The sequence below is a fragment of the Lonsdalea quercina subsp. quercina genome (assembly GCF_000688655.1).
In the GTDB taxonomy this organism is placed as follows: Bacteria; Pseudomonadota; Gammaproteobacteria; order Enterobacterales; family Enterobacteriaceae; genus Lonsdalea; species Lonsdalea quercina.
Genome location: NZ_JIBO01000002.1, coordinates 230,906 through 247,906 on the forward strand (window position 1 = coordinate 230,906; position 17,001 = coordinate 247,906).

The 17,001-nt window shown below is 57.9% G+C and carries 19 protein-coding genes and 1 pseudogene; 10 read left to right on the top strand and 10 right to left on the bottom strand.

Annotated elements, in window-relative coordinates; translation table 11 throughout:
• Window positions 1–3 precede the first annotated feature (3 nt).
• From yggU to RZ35_RS01780, 4 genes are all read right to left on the bottom strand, one after another.
• The gene (gene yggU / locus RZ35_RS01765; RefSeq protein WP_026739183.1) at window positions 4–309 is read right to left on the bottom strand and encodes a DUF167 family protein YggU; all 306 of its coding nucleotides are present in this window, start codon (window positions 307–309) and stop codon (window positions 4–6) included.
• Complete coding sequence (locus RZ35_RS01770) at window positions 306–860, bottom strand: YggT family protein (protein WP_026741769.1); 555 nt, start codon at window positions 858–860, stop codon at window positions 306–308. Before RZ35_RS01770 ends, yggU begins: the two co-directional genes overlap by 4 nt.
• Window positions 861–917: 57 nt before the next feature.
• Window positions 918–1,739: a pyrroline-5-carboxylate reductase gene (proC, locus tag RZ35_RS01775; protein WP_026741770.1), complete on the bottom strand. Its 822-nt coding sequence runs from the start codon at window positions 1,737–1,739 to the stop codon at window positions 918–920.
• A 34-nt stretch (window positions 1,740–1,773) separates the two neighbouring features.
• On the bottom strand, window positions 1,774–2,505 hold the full coding sequence (locus RZ35_RS01780; protein WP_026741771.1) for a YggS family pyridoxal phosphate-dependent enzyme: 732 nt from the start codon (window positions 2,503–2,505) through the stop codon (window positions 1,774–1,776).
• Between the two features lie 244 nt (window positions 2,506–2,749).
• Here RZ35_RS01780 and RZ35_RS01785 point away from each other — a divergent pair, with 244 nt between their 5' ends.
• Window positions 2,750–3,166, top strand: a complete 417-nt coding sequence (locus tag RZ35_RS01785) for a hypothetical protein (RefSeq protein ID WP_071999732.1) — start codon at window positions 2,750–2,752, stop codon at window positions 3,164–3,166.
• Window positions 3,167–3,220: 54 nt separating this feature from the next.
• On the opposite strand, the gene codA is transcribed toward RZ35_RS01785, so the two are convergent.
• The 4 genes and pseudogenes from codA to RZ35_RS01805 all read right to left on the bottom strand — a co-directional run bounded on the left by codA (window position 3,221) and on the right by RZ35_RS01805 (window position 7,789).
• On the bottom strand, window positions 3,221–4,456 hold the full coding sequence (gene codA, locus RZ35_RS01790; protein ID WP_026741772.1) for a cytosine deaminase: 1,236 nt from the start codon (window positions 4,454–4,456) through the stop codon (window positions 3,221–3,223).
• A complete protein-coding gene (locus RZ35_RS01795; RefSeq protein WP_026741773.1) occupies window positions 4,453–5,688 on the bottom strand; it encodes a PucR family transcriptional regulator in 1,236 nt (411 codons plus the stop codon). Before RZ35_RS01795 ends, codA begins: the two co-directional genes overlap by 4 nt.
• A gap of 80 nt (window positions 5,689–5,768) precedes the next feature.
• A pseudogene (locus RZ35_RS18215) lies at window positions 5,769–5,924 on the bottom strand (cytosine permease); the annotation flags it as partial.
• 284 nt (window positions 5,925–6,208) lie between these two features.
• Window positions 6,209–7,789: a methyl-accepting chemotaxis protein gene (locus tag RZ35_RS01805; RefSeq protein ID WP_026741775.1), complete on the bottom strand. Its 1,581-nt coding sequence runs from the start codon at window positions 7,787–7,789 to the stop codon at window positions 6,209–6,211.
• Window positions 7,790–8,268: 479 nt separating this feature from the next.
• Between RZ35_RS01805 and RZ35_RS01810 the strand changes: the two genes are divergently transcribed.
• The 3 genes from RZ35_RS01810 (at window position 8,269) to rlmB (ending at window position 12,057) form a co-directional block, all read left to right on the top strand.
• Window positions 8,269–8,718 carry an Rrf2 family transcriptional regulator gene (locus RZ35_RS01810; RefSeq protein WP_268748607.1) on the top strand — a complete coding sequence of 150 codons (450 nt, stop codon included), beginning with the start codon at window positions 8,269–8,271 and terminating at the stop codon, window positions 8,716–8,718.
• Between the two features lie 16 nt (window positions 8,719–8,734).
• Window positions 8,735–11,188 carry a ribonuclease R gene (gene rnr / locus RZ35_RS01815; protein WP_026741776.1) on the top strand — a complete coding sequence of 818 codons (2,454 nt, stop codon included), beginning with the start codon at window positions 8,735–8,737 and terminating at the stop codon, window positions 11,186–11,188.
• Between the two features lie 137 nt (window positions 11,189–11,325).
• Window positions 11,326–12,057, top strand: coding sequence for a 23S rRNA (guanosine(2251)-2'-O)-methyltransferase RlmB (gene rlmB / locus RZ35_RS01820; protein WP_026741777.1), 732 nt, complete (start codon window positions 11,326–11,328; stop codon window positions 12,055–12,057).
• 46 nt (window positions 12,058–12,103) lie between these two features.
• Here rlmB and RZ35_RS01825 read toward each other — a convergent pair whose 3' ends face one another.
• Both RZ35_RS01825 and RZ35_RS18425 read right to left on the bottom strand, forming a co-directional pair.
• On the bottom strand, window positions 12,104–12,391 hold the full coding sequence (locus RZ35_RS01825) for a hypothetical protein (RefSeq protein ID WP_026741778.1): 288 nt from the start codon (window positions 12,389–12,391) through the stop codon (window positions 12,104–12,106).
• 23 nt (window positions 12,392–12,414) lie between these two features.
• Window positions 12,415–12,726: a bioflm peroxide resistance protein BsmA gene (locus RZ35_RS18425; RefSeq protein WP_071999736.1), complete on the bottom strand. Its 312-nt coding sequence runs from the start codon at window positions 12,724–12,726 to the stop codon at window positions 12,415–12,417.
• 415 nt (window positions 12,727–13,141) lie between these two features.
• On the opposite strand from RZ35_RS18425, the gene RZ35_RS01830 reads away from it, so the two are divergent.
• From RZ35_RS01830 to rpsR, 6 genes are all read left to right on the top strand, one after another.
• Entirely contained in the window at window positions 13,142–14,263 is a 1,122-nt protein-coding gene (locus tag RZ35_RS01830) for an RNA ligase RtcB family protein (RefSeq protein ID WP_026741779.1), read from the top strand.
• A complete protein-coding gene (gene prfH / locus RZ35_RS01835) occupies window positions 14,260–14,877 on the top strand; it encodes a peptide chain release factor H (protein WP_026741780.1) in 618 nt (205 codons plus the stop codon). The genes RZ35_RS01830 and prfH overlap by 4 nt, the downstream gene beginning before the upstream one ends.
• Window positions 14,878–15,045: 168 nt before the next feature.
• Window positions 15,046–15,795 (top strand): esterase, encoded by a 750-nt coding sequence (yjfP, locus tag RZ35_RS01840; protein ID WP_026741781.1) that lies wholly within the window; start codon window positions 15,046–15,048, stop codon window positions 15,793–15,795.
• 219 nt (window positions 15,796–16,014) lie between these two features.
• The gene (rpsF, locus tag RZ35_RS01845; protein WP_026739199.1) at window positions 16,015–16,407 is read left to right on the top strand and encodes a 30S ribosomal protein S6; all 393 of its coding nucleotides are present in this window, start codon (window positions 16,015–16,017) and stop codon (window positions 16,405–16,407) included.
• A gap of 6 nt (window positions 16,408–16,413) precedes the next feature.
• A complete protein-coding gene (gene priB, locus RZ35_RS17055) occupies window positions 16,414–16,734 on the top strand; it encodes a primosomal replication protein N (RefSeq protein WP_071999733.1) in 321 nt (106 codons plus the stop codon).
• Window positions 16,735–16,738: 4 nt separating this feature from the next.
• Entirely contained in the window at window positions 16,739–16,966 is a 228-nt protein-coding gene (gene rpsR, locus RZ35_RS01850; RefSeq protein WP_000135199.1) for a 30S ribosomal protein S18, read from the top strand.
• Window positions 16,967–17,001 lie beyond the last annotated feature (35 nt).

Below are 17,001 nucleotides of genomic sequence, written 5' to 3' on the forward strand. Positions count from 1 at the left end.
TAATTAGTCCTGAGAAGGTGAGGCGATGAGTTCCGCCACGTTGGCGGGAATCGTCTGCGGATCGACGATTTTGATCTGTTTATGCCGACCCAGTTCGCCTTTTTCAATGATCACTTTGCTTTTGGCGACGCGAAACTGCTTGGAGAGAAATTTGACCAGATGCGCGTTGGCCTGACCGTCGACCGGCGGCGCGGTGATCGCCACCTTCAGCTCTTCGCCATGCAGGCCGACAATCTGGTCGCGGCTGGCTTTCGGCTGTATATACAGCCGAATGACCAGCGCGTCCCGATCGTAGCTGACTGCGCTCACAGCAGGAACCACAGTCCGGGGAACAGATCCATGCCGAGGTAGTTCAGCAGATACAGGATCAAGATCACTACCATCGCGGAGAAGTCGAGGCCGCCCATCGCAGGCAGTATGCGGCGGATTGGCGCCATCAGCGGCTCGGTCAGCTGATACAGCAGGTAATCGACCGGGCTGCGGCCCTGGCTGATCCAGCTCATCAACGAACGGATGATGACCATCCAGAACACCAGATAACCCGCGGATTTGAGCAGCGACAGCAGTCCGACCAGCAGATTCATCGGGCTCAGCGACAGCGCGCCGACCTGAATGAGCAGCAGCAGCGGGTATTTCAGCGTTGTCAGCAAAANCGCCAGCAGCAGCGAGGCGCTATCGATGGGGCCGAGCGAGGGGATGATGCGGCGCAGCGGTCCGACGATCGGCTGAGTCAGCTTCACCACGAACTGTGACAACGGATTATAAAAATCGCTGCGCGACCACTGCATCCAGATGCGCAACAGCAGCACCATTACATACAGGTCGATTAGCGTTTTGACTAGAAACGTCAGAGTAAGCATAAATGCAACGGTTCCTTTCGGGTCAGAGGGAGATGTCGTGGAGGCATAAGGCCACGATTAAAACAGCTTTTCCATTTCTTTGGCGCGAGAAACAGCGGCCTGCATGGCATTCGACACGGTTTCAGCCAGGTGCTGTTCGTTGAAGACTCGAAGCGCTTCGGCCGTGGTGCCGCCCTTGGAGGTCACATTTTCACGCAGGGTAGACAAATCTTTGTCCGGGCTGGCGGCCACCAGCGCGGCGGCGCCGGTGGCGGCCTGCTGAACCAGCTGTCGCGCCGTTGAGGCATCGAATCCCTGGCGTTCGGCTTCCCGCTGCATCGCTTCCATAAACAGGAAGAAGTAAGCAGGCGCGCTGCCCGCGGCGGCGATGATGCCGTTGATCTGCGCTTCCTCATCGACCCAGCAGACTTCGCCGACGCTGGCCATCAAGCGGGTGGTGAAATCGCGGTCGGCTTTGCCGACGTTGTCCGGCGCATACAGTCCGCTCATGCCTTTGCCGACCAGAGACGGCGTGTTGGGCATGATACGCACGATATTCAACGGCTTGCCTAACAGCGCCTGAAAACGGGCGACGCTGACCCCAGCGGCGATGGACAGCACCAGTTTGCCGCTGAAGTCGACGTCCGACGCCAGTGATGAGCACACGTCCGCCATCAGCTGAGGTTTCACCGCCAGCACGACGACGTCGGCCTGTTGTACGCAGTCGACGTTATCGCCGGAGCTGATGATGCCATACTCCCGGGCTAACGCATCGCGACGCGTCGCCGTCGGGGCGCTGACGGCAATGTGCGTGGCGGGATAGCCGCCGTCGATTAAGCCGGCAATAATGGCCTGCGCCATGTTACCTGCGCCGATAAAGGCAATTTTACGGTGTTCCATCGGATTCTCGCTGTAGTCGGGTGTCTGTTAAGCGTCAGGCGGCGGAGTAATCTCTCGCGCCAAAAATCGCCGTGCCAATGCGCACCAGCGTGCTGCCAGCGGCGATGGCCGCCGGCATGTCGTCCGTCATCCCCATAGAAAGGGTATCCGCCTCTGGATAACGGCTCCTGAGCTGCTGAAAAAGATCGGACAGCTGGCGAAAAACCGCGAGCTGCCGCTGATAGTCGCTTTCCGGCGCCGGGATCGCCATCAGGCCGCGCAAGCGCAAGCGGGGCATGGCGGCAACGCTGGCGGCCAGCGCGGGCAAGGCCTCCGCCATCATGCCGGACTTGCTGGCTTCCTGACTGATGTTGATCTGTAACAGGACATTGAGCGGCGGCAACTCGTTCGGACGCTGATCGTTCAGGCGCTGCGCGATGCGCAGGCGGTCGATAGTGTGGCACCAGTCGAAGTGCTCCGCCACCAGTCGGCTTTTGTTGGACTGCAAAGGACCGATGAAGTGCCATTCCAACGGCGTATCGGGCCTCGCGGCGCGGAAATGCAGGATTTTGTCGACGCCTTCCTGGACGTAGTTCTCGCCGAAGGCGCGCTGTCCGGCGTCAATCGCCGCCGCGATCGCGCTGACGGGTTTGGTTTTGCTGACGGCCAGCAGCGTGACGTCTTCGGGAAGGCGTCCGCAGCGTTCGGCCGCCGCAGAAATTTGTTGCCTGACACCCTGTAGATTCTGCTGCACAGTCTGTGTCGTAAGGTTCGTGCTCATAGTCATTCAGGAGGCTTATGTGTGATTTGAAATATCGGTCCGGCAGATAGTGTAAAACAGAATGCCCCGGATCTGCACCCTGAAGGGTAACCTGTCCGGCGGACTAAGCTTCCTGACGCATGAAAAAAGGCGTATTCGGAAGAGTTTGGTCTAAGCTAACACCCAGCAAGCTGAATGGGTTCGGCCTCAACCTGCCGGTTTGCTTCGTTCGACAGTTTAAAAGGTGACCGCTATTTACATGGAATTTTCAATGAACAAAAAGAAAACAATCGCGACCGTCGGTGTCGTCTTGCTCCTTCCCCTAATGGCTGATTCAGCTCGCGCCGCCGCTCCCTCGTCCCCCCCTATCGGCAAGATTTGCAAAGCGACCACCTCGTTAATTTTCGGACGCAGTACCCAGATCATGAAGCTCGACGCCGTTGAAAATGGCATTGCCTATGTGCATTACTTCCGGCCTGGCGACCGCTCCCGCTGGGCTATCAAATGCAAGCTGGCTGGCAATCGCGTGCTATGGGCCAGCAACAATCCCGACAGTATTGGCCGGTGGCGCGACGATCCCGCGGATGAAACCATTACCTACCGTATTCACGGCGATGCGCTCGACATCAGCGAAATCTACTCCGATGGCTCCCAGGAGCGGCAGTCTTATTCGTTAAGCGCATTGTAACGTCGAAAACCGTTCGCCCTTTCCGGACGGGGCAAGCCCGCCCGGAACGATCGCCTAAGCATAGTCGATGCGCTCAGGTGTGCGACGCATAATCACCTTGCCGTGGCGCACGGACAGCAGCGCTTTGGCCTGACGACGTACGGCCTCATAGTCATTTTCCGCATCCATAATCAGCAGGTTGGCGGGTCGACCAACGACCAGACCGTAGTTTTCGCCCAGATGCATCGCTTTGGCGCCGTTATCGGTCACAAAGTCCAGGCAGCGCTGTAGATCCTCGTAGCCCATCATGTGACAGATATGCAGCCCGGCGTCCAGCACCCGCAGCAGGTTGCCGTTCCCCAGTGGATACCACGGATCTTTGATGGAGTCCTGACCGAAACAGACATTCATACCCGCGCGGTCCAGCTCGGCGACGCGGGTAATGCCGCGCCGTTTCGGAAAGGTGTCGAAACGGCCTTGCAGGTGGATGCTTTCGGTCGGGCAGGAGACGAAGCTGATGCCGGAACGCGTGAGCAGGCGAAACAGCTTGGAGCAGTAGGCGTTATCGTAGGATCCCATCGCCACCGTGTGGCTGGCGGTCACGCGCTCGCCCATGCCGCGCACGCGCGCTTCTTCGGCCAGCACTTCCAGAAAACGTGACTGGGGATCGTCGGTTTCATCGCAGTGGACATCCACCAGACAGCCCCGACGTTCCGCCAGATCCATCAGAAACTTCACCGAACTCACGCCTTGATCGCGGGTATTTTCGAAGTGCGGGATCCCGCCCACCACGTCGGCGCCCATGTCGATCGCCTGTTCCATCAGCCTGCGGCCATCGGGGAAAGATTCGATCCCTTCCTGCGGAAAAGCGACGATCTGCAGGTCGATCAGATTGCGCGCTTCCTCTTTGACTTCCAGCATGGATTTTAGCGCGCCCAGCGTGGGGTCGGTCACGTCGATGTGGGTGCGCACGTACTGAATGCCATGATCCCGCAGCAGGCCGATGGTGCTGTGCGCTCGGCGCTTGGTGTCTTGGTGGGTGATAGTGGCTTTGCGCTGNCTCCAGCGCTCGATGCCTTCGAACAGCGTACCGCTCATGTTCCACGCCGGTTCGCCGGCGGTCAGCGTTGCATCAAGGTGAATATGCGGCTCGACCAACGGCGGGATCACGAGCCGCTTTCCCGCATCGACATCCTCTGGCGCGGCCGTCAGCGGACCCGTCTGCGGCTCGATGGCGGCGATCAGGCCGTCGTGCAGACTCAGAGTGTACAGGCCCGGCTGATGGCGAAGGGCGGCATTGATAATCTTCATAACAACTCCTGCTGTTGTGCGTTGGACATACGCCAGATCAGCAAAGCGACCGACGCATTCAAGCGAAATTGGGGGTCGCTCAACGCGTGCCCCGACTGTTGTTCGATGCGCTGCAAGCGCTGGTGCAGCGTATTGCGATGGATATGCAGCCGCTCGGCGGCTTTGATCAGATTGCCGTTTTCCTGCAAGACGGCGTCGAGTGTTTCCACCAGCTGATGCGGATGTTTGCGGTGCGGCTCGAACAGCATCCCCAGCGTCTCCTTCATGAACTGCGCGACCAGCTCAGGCTCTTTAACGGCTGTCAGCAATTTAATCACGCCCAGCTCACTATAGTCGCACTGACCTTTGTCCGGCAGCATGCTCTCTGCGACATCCAGCGCGCGCCGCGCTTCGGTCACCCCCTGTCGGTAGTGCGCCGCCGAGAACACCGTTGATGAGATGCCGCACAATAGGCGCAGCGGGCGGATAGTGTCATCGATCGTTCGCTGTACTTGTTGCAACCGCCGTTGGCTGCGCCGGAATATCCGATCGTCGTCGGGCAGCAGCAAAATAAACAGTTCGCCCAGGACGATCAGCGGCAGCCCGTGTTCGCGGCTGGCCAGAGCCGCTTCCAACTGCTGCTGACTCTGTTGGCGGGCCGACTGCAAGTGCGCTTCGGCCAGGATAGGATCCTGCGTACTGAACAGCGTTTGCGTGCCGCTCAGACGCAGCGCGGCGATCCGACGCGGCTGCTCCAATGTTAAATGGAGATGGCTGGCGCGTTGGTGGGCGATCGCCAGACTCGGATACTCGCCGGTCAGCAGTTGGAGCAGAATGTCTCGTTGGGACCGCAGCGTCGCTTCTCGCTGGACCAGCGCTGTGCCGATTATCTGAGTGACGATCTCTATTTCGAGCGAGTTGGGCAGTTCTATTAACGGGATACCCAGCGTGTCCGCAAGCGCGACAACGGTGTAAGGGATCGCATGAATAAACGCCTCTCCGCTGAGCATCACTATGCCCGCGATGCCGCGCCGTTGCCCTTCGCGCAAGAGCAGCAGCAGGTTTTCCTCATCGCGCGCGGGGTTGCTCTCGGTGACAAACACCAGCTCGCCGCCCATGAACCACTCGGCGATCCTTTCATTTTTAGCCACGCAGCAACAGCGTACCGCGCGATGAATATGCTGCGCGCCGCCGCGTAGCGTCAGCGGCTCCAGCCCCGGTAACGACAAAATTTCGCTGATGGTCAAACTCATGGCTGCTCCTTNCTTTCCGTCAGGACCGCACGGCGTCCGGCCAATCGTGTGAAGAGCCTATACAGACTGGCGGAGGCTGCGATGCCGACCAGCGGAAAAGCGACACCGAGCCTGCCGCCCGCGAACATCGTTCTCGTAAAAAAGATACAGCTGAACAATACCATTGAGATCGAGAGTAACCCTTTGCGCTGATTTTTGGGCGTTTCACTTAAGGGAAACTCATTCCGTTCTGACATGGCGATAACCTCTGTTTAACGTAAGGAGGGGAGTGACCTGAGTTAACAGAGCAATTAACGTGCCCATTTTTTTCATTCGGAGAAAGCAGGCAGCGGATACGCCAAGTGTTGTGCACTTTGCCCGGTTTTTTCGTCACTATCTCCTGTCACCGCTCTATGATTGTGCGTTTTGCCCGTTATATGCACTGATGTCGACAGGAATGTCGTGCGGGGGAACGAAGGAAAAAAGGGAAGAGGGGACGAAAAAAGGCCGTCGCCGCGGTGACTGCGACGACGGTCAGGCATTAAGGCAGTAGCGGAAGCTTATCGCCGATGCGGAACATCGCCATGGCTTCCACCAACTGGCGGGATTGCGCTTCCAGCGATTCGGTCGTGCTGGCGGAGGCTTTCACCAGCGCGGCGTTCTGCTGGGCGACTTTGTCTATCTGGGTAAAGGCGATATTGACCTGTTCAATGCCGCGATGCTGCTCCTGAGACGCATAGGAGATCTCTTTCATCAGGCTGGTGATGCGGTCGATCTCGCCGGACACCTCATCCATGGTTTCGCCTGCCTGTGAGGCCAACGTCAGCCCCTCGGCCACGTGGGTCTGTGAGTCCATGATGAGCGTTCGAATCTCCCGGGCGGCCTGTCCGCTATGCTGGGCCAGATTGCGGACTTCGCTCGCCACCACCGCGAAGCCTTTGCCCTGTTCTCCGGCGCGGGCCGCTTCCACCGCCGCGTTCAGCGCCAGAATGTTGGTCTGAAAAGCGATGCCGTCGATAACGCCGAGGATATCGCTGATGCGTTTGGCGCTGGTGGCGATTTCCTGCATTTTCTCGATGACGTAGCACACCGATTCGTTGCCCCGGTCGGTGGTGTCCGAGACTTTGTCCGCCAACTGGTGTGCCAGCGTGGCGTTGTCGGCGTTGTGTTTGACCGTGGCGCTGAGCTGCTCCAGGCTGGCTGCCGTCTGCTCGAGTGCGGCTACCGAGGCTTCGGTGCGCTCCTCCAGATGGCGGNTGCCGGAGGTCAGTTCGTGACTGCCGCGATCAATTTGGGTACTGGCGTCGCGCACCTGTCCGACCGAGGCAAGCAGCGCCAGCTGCATACGCTCAATAGCGTCGCTCAGGCGGCCCAGTTCGTTATCGCTGCTAGCCGGGATGCGCTGAGTCAGATCGCCCGCCGCCACCTGCTCCAACTGGTCAATCGCCCGGTCGAGCGGTTTGAGCAGCATATGCCGCAGCGCCATCCATCCAAGAAAGACCAGCAGCAGCGACAGCAGGCACGCAACGCTAATCAGCAGCAGCATGACGCGTTCGTTATATTCGGCGTCCTGAATGCGTTCACTGGCCTGCTGCTGCGCATAGGCCCGAAATGCTTGAATAGCGTCGTCGAATGCCGTCGACAGCGGCGTCAAATCGTTTTCCAACAGCTGGTAGTATTCGTCCGTGTACTGTTTTTGCAGCGACGACACCATCGGGTTCAGGCCCTGTTCCAGATAGCGCTGATAGGATGTAGCGACGCTCTTCGCCAGCGTCAGGCCTTCCTCTGACGAATGTTCGGTCTGAGAGAACTGCTGGATCGTGCGCGTTGCGCTCTGGACATTGTGGGCCAGACGCTCGGTTTCCTGTGCGCCGATTTCGAGCAAACCCATCTCGATTTTGCGGACGGCCAGCGTGGCCGACGCTCTGGCCTGTAGCGTGAGGTTATAACCGTTCGTCAGCCCGCCCAGCTGTATGCCCTGAATATGGTTAAGCGCGCCGAGCGATTGTCGACTTTGATTAATGGAGTGTATGCCCATGCCGCTGACGATAAGTAGTAGCAGGGTGATAAGCGTTAACAATGATAAAAGACCGGCACGAATGGAGAGGTTCTTCAAACGCATGATGTCTATTCCCTGTGTGTAGAAAAAATCACGGGCGGCATCACTGCAACGCCGCCGGACGCTGCCTGCTATAGAATAAGAATCTCCCCTGACTGGCCCGGTTAAATCTGGGCGGCGCTCGAAATCGCGACGCACTGTCTGTACGCTGCGTTTCTGTGTGCTGCCCGTGTCCAATCGGGGTGTAGGGGATAAGGCCACGAAGCGTGGATTTTGAACATATCAGAAGAGCGGCGAGGGCAGGAAACAGGATTCCCTTATCTTATGTCGAAGGCCAAAAGAGCGAAAAATGAAGTGAAATTGTCGTTAAACGTTAAATAATTGGCCCTGATGTTTGCCGCTGGTTTATTATCTGCTGATAAAAAATGAGCATGCAGTGTGAGATGCCGTTTACGAATGTTGAGTTGCGTAGCACGGCGGGGAATCTGAAAGCGCGAGGGCGGCTTCCTTAGCGACACCCGAAAATATCCCCAGAGGTGAATGTGCAGTCAACACGTTTTACGGATTACGGCCTGCGAGCGCTGATCTTCCTGGCGTCGTTGCCGGAAGGAAAAACGGCCAGTATTACCGAAATGACCGACGTTTACGGCGTCTCATGCAACGATAGGGTCAACGTTATCAATCAACTGAGCCGTGCCGGGCTAATTAACGCGGTCCGTGGCAAAAACGGCGGCATCCGACGGGGTTGTGACCCGGCGACTATCCGCATCAGCTGTGTTGCGAGAACCGGAACCGCTGACCTTGTTCAACTGCGACCGCGATATATGTCACATAACTTCCGCCTGCCGTCTGAAGCAGGCCCTTCGTCAGGCAGTGCAGAGTTCCTGCAAGAGCCGGACAGTTACACGCTGGCTGATAGGGTGAAAGAAAATCCGCCGCTACACCAATTACTTCTGGCTGAAAAAGCAAGCCTTTCAGCCACCTGCCGATGACAACGGAGGAAACTTAATGTCACAAGATCCATTCCTGGAACGAGAAGCAGAAAAATACGAATCACCGATTCCTAGCCGAGAATACATTCTGGCGCACCTCGCCAAGCGAGATACCCCTATCAGTCGTGAAGAACTGGCCAAAGATCTGGAACTGACGTCTGACGAACAACAAGAAGCGCTGCGTCGCCGCCTGAGAGCGATGGAGCGTGACGGCCAACTCGTCTTCACCCGCCGTAAATGCTACGCCCTGCCTGAAAAACTGGATTTGCTTCGCGGTACGGTCATGGGCCATCGCGACGGCTTCGGCTTCCTGCGCGTCGAGGGCCGCAAGGACGACCTGTACCTGTCCGCCGAACAGATGAAAACAACGATACACGGCGACGTTGTACTGGCCCAGCCCCTCGGAGAAGACCGTAAAGGCCGCAGAGAAGGGCGCATCGTCCGCGTTCTTGAGCCGCGGACCAGCCAGATCGTCGGCCGTTACTTTACCGAGGCCGGTACCGGCTTTGTGGTGCCGGACGACAGCCGTCTGAGCTTCGATATCCTGATCCCGCCCGAGTCGGTATCCGGTGCCCGCATGGGGTCGGTGGTGGTGGTCGAGCTGACGCAGCGCGCTACCCGTCGCTCCAAGGCGGTCGGTCAGATCGTGGAAGTACTGGGCGAAAATATGGGAACCGGGCTGGCGGTGGATATCGCGTTGCGCACCCATGATATCCCTCACGTCTGGCCGCCAGAGGTCGAAGAGCAGGTCGGCGAATATAGCAGCGAGGTGCCGGAAAGCGCCAAACAGGGACGCATTGATTTGCGTCAGCTGCCGTTGGTGACGATTGATGGCGAGGACGCCCGCGACTTCGATGATGCCGTCTTCTGTCAGAAGAAACGTGGCGGCGGCTGGCGTCTTTGGGTGGCGATTGCGGACGTAAGCTACTACGTGCGCCCGAATACGCCGCTCGACACTGAAGCGCGCGCCCGTGGCACGTCGGTCTACTTCCCGTCTCAGGTGGTGCCGATGCTGCCGGAAGCGCTTTCCAACGGCCTGTGCTCGCTGAACCCGCAGGTAGACCGTCTGTGTATGGTGTGTGAAATGACCATCTCCGCGCAGGGACGGCTCTCCTCCTATAAATTCTACGAAGCGGTGATGAGCTCTCATGCGCGACTCACCTATACCAAGGTGTGGAATATTCTACAGGGCGACGAAGCGCTGCGTGCGCATTACCAGCCGCTGGTCGGCGCGCTGGAAGAGTTGCACGAGATGTACAAAGTACTGGATAAAGCTCGTGAACAGCGGGGCGGCATCGCGTTTGAAACGGAAGAGGCGAAGTTTATTTTCAACGCCGATCGCCGTATCGATCGCGTGGAATCCGTGGTGCGCAACGATGCGCACAAGCTGATTGAAGAGTGCATGATCCTGGCGAATATCGCGGCGGCCAAGTTTGTCGAGAAACATGAAGAGCCTGCGCTGTTCCGCGTGCACGATCGCCCTACCGAAGACCACGTACTGGCGTTGCGCAGCGTGCTGGGCGAGCTGGGCCTGACGCTGAAAGGCGGCATGAAGCCTCAGCCTCAGGACTATGCGGAACTGATGACGCAACTGGCCGATCGTCCTGACCGCGACATGTTGCAGACCATGCTGCTGCGTTCGATGAAGCAGGCGGTTTACGATCCGGAAAACCGCGGTCACTTCGGTCTGGCGCTGACCTCCTATGCGCACTTCACCTCGCCGATCCGCCGCTACCCCGATCTCTCCTTACATCGGGCCATCAAGTACCTGCTGAGCGATCGCAAAGCGCGTTCCACCTCGACCGGCGGCTGGCACAGTGATATGGCGGAATGCCTGCAGTTGGGCCAACACTGCTCCATGACGGAACGTCGTGCGGATGAAGCGACGCGTGACGTGGCGGACTGGCTGAAATGCGATTTCATGCAGGATCATGTGGGCGAGGTCTTCACCGGCGTGATCTCCAGCGTCACCGGATTCGGCTTCTTCGTGCGGCTCAACGATCTGTTTATCGATGGGCTGGTCCACGTCTCGTCGCTGGATAATGACTACTACCGCTATGATAATATCGGCCAGCGTCTGATTGGCGAATCGCGCGGTCAGGTCTACCGGTTGGGCGATGTCGTGGAAATTCGCGTCGAAGCGGTGCATATGGACGAGCGGAATATCGATTTCGCGCTGGTTTCTTCCACGCGTAAAGTGCGCGGCGAAGGTAAAACCGCGCGTGACCGGATGAAGCAGGGCGACGGAAAAGACACGAAATCTCCCCGCCGCCGTAAGCCTGCCAATCAGCACGTTAACTTCGAGCCGGACAGTGCGTTCCGCAAGGATAACGACGGCGCGAAAAAAGGGAAGGCGGCTGACGGCGGGAAAAAAACGCCGTCCAGAGCCAAGAAGAACGCGCAGAAAACGCGTAAGATCGCCGCCGCCACCAAGGCCAAGCGAGCAGGCAAAAAAACCGCCGGAGAATAGGGCCAGGCGAAAAGCGTAGCGTCGGCGCGGGAGGAACATCCCCGGCTAAAACTGCCTATCATCAGGCGTAGCGAAGCGTCTCCATTATCAACATCACGGGCGGTTTACCGCCCGTGTTATCAGTCAAAAGAGTATCAATGAGCGAAATTATCTACGGTATCCACGCGGTGAAAGCCTTGCTGGAGCGCGACCCGCAGCGTTTTCTTGAAGTGTTCATCTTGAAAGGTCGAGAAGACCGTCGTCTGCAGCCGGTCATCGCCGAGCTGGAATCTAACGGCATCGCCGTGCAGGTCGCCAACCGCCAATGGCTCGACAGCAAAGTCGAGGGTGCCGTACATCAGGGGATCATCGCTAACGTCAAACCGGGCCGCCAGTTTCAGGAAAACGATTTGCCTGAACTGCTGACCGCTCTCGATGCACCATTCCTGCTGGTGCTGGACGGCGTGACCGACCCTCATAATCTGGGCGCATGCCTGCGCAGCGCGGATGCAGCGGGCGTGAACGCGGTGATTGTGCCGCGGGATCGTTCCGCTCAGTTGAACGCCACGGCGAAAAAAGTCGCCTGCGGCGCAGCGGAAAGCGTGCCGCTTATTCGCGTCACCAATCTGGCGCGCACGCTACGTTTGCTGCAAGAGCACAACGTGTGGATCGTGGGCACGGCGGGCGAGGCCGACCATACTCTGTACCAAAGCAAACTGACCGGGCCAATGGCGCTGGTGATGGGAGCGGAAGGAGAAGGGATGCGTCGATTGACGCGCGAGCATTGCGATGAGCTGATCAGCATTCCTATGGCGGGCAGCGTCTCTTCGCTGAATGTGTCGGTCGCGACCGGCGTGTGTCTGTTCGAGGCGGTGCGCCAGCGAAGCTGAGTCGGATTATTGTTATGGCGGGAGCGAGCGCTCCCGCTGACCTTTCTTATTTCGTGGTGGTGGTGGACGACGACGATTTGGCCGCAATGCGCTGCTCAACTGCGTTACACCAAAGTACTGACGTCTTATTCGGCCAGGATCTCGCCGCCAGTTTACTCTCTACCGCCTGCTGCCAGGTCGTCGAACCAATCTGCACATTGATTTGCGATTGGCCGAGAATATTCAGTTCGGACTCCACCCATAAATTCCATTCCAGACTGCGGCAGGGCGCGGTGGCTGCGGTGGCGGAACCCGCACTGAACAGCAGAACGGCGATGACCAGTATTTTGTTCATTATATCCTCTCATTCGGGTAGTTTCAGGGTCTCTGGGCCGCCGGTTGCCTGTACAGAACGGCAAAGGCTCTCCAGACGCCGGGGGGCAGCTTTTCGCTCTCCGTCCTGCTGACAATCCGGTAATACTGCGCGCCGCGCTGATTGGCCAGGCGCAGTACTTCTCGGTCCGCGTCATCAGGNCTCCCGCGCACGATAACAGAAAGGGTGTCGATTCTATCCAGCGATAAACTCTGCTGCCGTGTGATTTCAATCGCCTGCCGACCGGGTGGGGGCGCTGGCTCCGGCGTGTTTAAACCGCAGGCGGAGAGTAACAGAGAACATGAAAATATCGCCAGTCGTTGACGTGTTGGCCGCCGCCAAAGCGACCGTCGTAATGTGCTGCACGCCAAAAATAGAAGGGCTGAAAACGTTCGCTGCAAAAGCGGACTTCCGGTAAGCAGGACGTTGCACGCTCGTCGATGAGTAGCTATAACTGCTGACTTTATGCCATTTTTGTGGTGGTTTGCGCTGGTTTTTTGGCGGGTTATTGCCATTTTTCGCTTGCCATGTGTCTTATTGCAGTCGTAATATTCTGGCGTTTTCATTTCCACTCACCTATCGCATTGCAAAGGAGGTTCAGTATGACGTATTCACATTCAACCCTTTGCAGGCAATGTCAGGATTAATCACCGCAGTTCTCTTTTTTTCGCGTATTGTCCCAGCTTTGCCTGCCCACGAATTCTTTTTTTAATTGATCAACAGGATTGATCTATGGGCAATACGATTCGCTTTATCTCTGCGCGCGTGAACGTGATCGCGTCGCAAAACACCTGGATTGATGATACCGCCATTCAGCAACTAACCGCTACCGCGGGTCTGCCGGATATGGCGCGGGTGTCCGGCATGCCGGACCTGCATCCGGGACGCGGCTACCCCATCGGGGCCGCTTTCTTCTCTCTCCGCCGTTTTTACCCTGCGCTGGTCGGCAACGATATCGGCTGTGGCATGGCGCTTTGGCGCACCGGCTTGCAGGCTGGCAAAGTTTCTCTGGATAAGCTGGAGAAACGGCTGGGCAATATTGATGGTCCGTTGGACGACGTACCGGATGTTCCCGACGATTTGCTGCCCCACCGATTTTCTCTCGGGACTATTGGGGGCGGTAATCATTTCGCGGAGCTGCAACAGGTGGATCAGGTCTATCAGCCGTCGCTCTTTGATGAACTGATGCCGGAGGATCGACGACTGCTACTGCTGGTTCATAGCGGGTCGCGCGGGCTAGGTCAGGCGATTCTGGAACGGCACCTGCGCAAGCACGGCCATCAAGGCGTGTTGGAAGGCACGCCCGAAGCCGATGATTACTGGCGGCAGCATCAGCAAGCGCTGCGTTTTGCCGCGCTTAACCGGCAGTGCATTGCTCGCCGCATGTTGCAGCGTTGGCATGCAGACGGTGAAGCCCTGCTGGATGTGACACACAACCTGGTGACGCCGACGACTATCGACGGCCAGTCCGGCTGGCTGCACCGTAAAGGCGCCACGCCGTCCGACGCTGGACCGGTCGTCATACCCGGCTCCCGCGGTGATTACAGCTATCTGGTACAGCCGAAGCCGGACGCGGCGAGCTTGTTCTCTTTGGCGCATGGCGCAGGCCGTAAATGGATGCGCGCCGAATGCAAAGCGCGGCTTGAACAGCGCTACAGCGTGCAGGATCTGGCGCGCACCGCGCTGGGCGGTCGTGTCATCTGTCAGGATAAACAGCTGATGTTTCAGGAGGCGCCCCAGGCGTACAAATCCATTGATACGGTGATCGCGTCTCTGGAAGGGGCGGGGCTCATCACACCGATCGCGCGTTTGAAGCCATTGTTGACGTACAAAACACGGGGAGGCGCCGCATGATTTTTTTGCAGCTATCCGCCGCGCAAGGGCCTGATGAGTGCATGTTGGCGACCGCCAAGGCTTTACACACCCTAACACGTGAGGCGCACGCTTTATCCGTCACGCTGGAGGTGGTGGAAAGCGAACCAGGAGACCGGCCGGGAACATTGCGATCCGCGCTGGTCTTACTTCAAGGCGACGGCGAGGCCGTGCTGGCGAATGCATGGTGTGGAACTTTGCAGTGGATTTGTCCCAGCCCTTGGCGTAAAGGACCAGGACGTAAAAATTGGTTTATCGGCGTGCAGCGTTTCACCCCGCAGCACACGTTCACTGATGGGGAGATCCGTATCGAGACGCTCCGTGCTTCCGGTCCCGGCGGTCAGCACGTCAACAAAACTGAGTCTGCCGTCCGCGCGACGCATGTCGCCAGCGGTATCAGCGTACGGGTGCAAAGCGAGCGCAGTCAGCATGCCAATCGCCGTTTGGCGCTTCAGCTGATCGAGTGGCGGCTACGGCAGCAGCACCAGCAGCAGACGGCGGCCTTGCGGGAGCAGCGACATCGTGGTCACCAAGAGGTCGAGCGTGGCAACCCCGTTCGGATTTTCAAAGGGGAGCGCTTCGACCCCTTCGGGTAGCCAGCGTGGCGACTGTGCGGCATCGCACCATCACGCTTTGCCGTTTTTTAACTATGGTAGGGGGAATTTATTTTTATCCCACCGGTGAGTTTGGCGCTATGGTAATGAGAGCTAGCGTGCCGCCGATGGCGCTGGCGGGCGGATGAGCGATAAAGGGAGGGGGCATTGATGGTCGAGATCTCAGTAACCACGATAAACGGCATTGAGGCGTTACACGCCACGCCGTCAGGAAAGCAGGCGGCGTCTCTGCCCACCGTTTTCTTCTTTCACGGCTTTACCTCCTCGAAAGAGGTCTACGCCTATTTCGCCTACGCGCTGGCGCATGCCGGCTTTCGGGTGGTCGCCCCGGATGCTCCAATGCACGGCGCGCGATTTGATGGCGATGAGGCGCGGCGTCTGCGTCATTTCTGGGATATTTTTCAGCAGAATGTTCGAGAGCTGCCGGAGTACGTGGTGCATTTTCGTCAGTTGGGATTGATTGAAGAGGGCCGAATTGGCGTCTGCGGAGCCTCGCTGGGCGGGATGACGGCGCTGGCGTCGATGACGCAGTATCCGTGGATCAACGTGGTGGCGGCTTTTATGGGGTCGGGCTATGTTTCGTCGTTGTCTCGATCCCTGTTCCCGCCGGTCGCGCCGGATGAACCGCAGAACGCGCCGCGGTTGGCGGCGCTGGCGGAACAGCTGGCGCCTTTCGACGTAGGTCATCAGCTGGATAAGGTGTCTGACAGACCGCTGCTACTGTGGCATGGGCTGGCGGATACGCTGGTGCCGGCCGGCGAGACCGAACGCTTGTATCAGGCGCTGGCAGGATGTCAGCGGGACGCGAACGTGACTTATCTGACGGAGGCCGATATCGGCCATAAAATCACCCCCACCGCGCTGCGGGCGGGCGCCCGCTTTTTCCGCCAGCACCTCTGAGCCGCCGCTTCCGGCTTGTCGCCGATTGTAACGTTTAACCCAGGCCGCCTATTTTATGTGCGGCCTTTCTGCTCCTTCGCCATATTGCCGCTTGTGTTACCTGTTCGTGGCACTTATAATTGCGCGTCATTTTTTCGGCCGCACACAACTACGTTCCTTGCTTCCATGGGCCGCGGCTGACCCTGACAGGAGGCTGAATAATCCGTAAGGAGCAATTCGATGCGTCATTACGAAATCGTTTTTATGGTTCATCCTGACCAAAGCGAACAGGTTCCAGGTATGATCGAACGTTACACCGGTGCTATCACTGGTGCTGAAGGTACGATCCACCGTCTGGAAGACTGGGGCCGCCGTCAGCTGGCTTACCCGATCAACAAACTGCACAAAGCTCACTACGTTCTGATGAACGTGGAAGCGCCGCAGGAAGTGATCGATGAGCTGGAAACAAACTTCCGCTTCAACGACGCCGTTATCCGCAGCATGGTTATGCGCGTTAAACACGCGGTAACTGAAGCTTCTCCGATGGTAAAAGCGAAAGACGAGCGCCGCGAGCGTCGTGAAGATTTCGCAGAAACCAGCGATGATGCTGAAGCTGGGGATTCTGCAGAGTAATTTGCCGTGACGAAGACGAATCGACTGGTACTGTCCGGCACCGTGTGCAAGACGCCCATTCGAAAAGTCAGTCCTTCAGGTATTCCTCACTGCCAGTTCGTGCTTGAGCACCGTTCTTTGCAAGAGGAAGCCGGATTAAACCGGCAAGCATGGTGTCGTATGCCCGTGGTTGTCAGTGGACACCCGTCACAAGCATTGACTCACAGTATAACGGTCGGCATGCAACTCACTGTTCATGGTTTCATTAGTTGCCACCAAGGGCGCAATGGTCTGAACAAAGTTGTTTTACATGCCGAGCAGATTGAATTGATAGATTCTGGAGACTAGCCAAATGGCACGTTATTTCCGTCGTCGCAAGTTCTGCCGTTTCACCGCGGAAGGCGTTCAAGAGATTGACTATAAAGACATCGCTACGCTGAAAAACTACATCACTGAAAGTGGTAAAATTGTACCGAGCCGTATCACCGGTACGCGTGCAAAATATCAGCGTCAACTGGCCCGTGCTATCAAGCGCGCGCGCTACCTGTCTTTGCTGCCGTACACCGATCGTCATCAGTAATCGGCCGCTGTCTAATAACAAGACTTTGAGAGGAT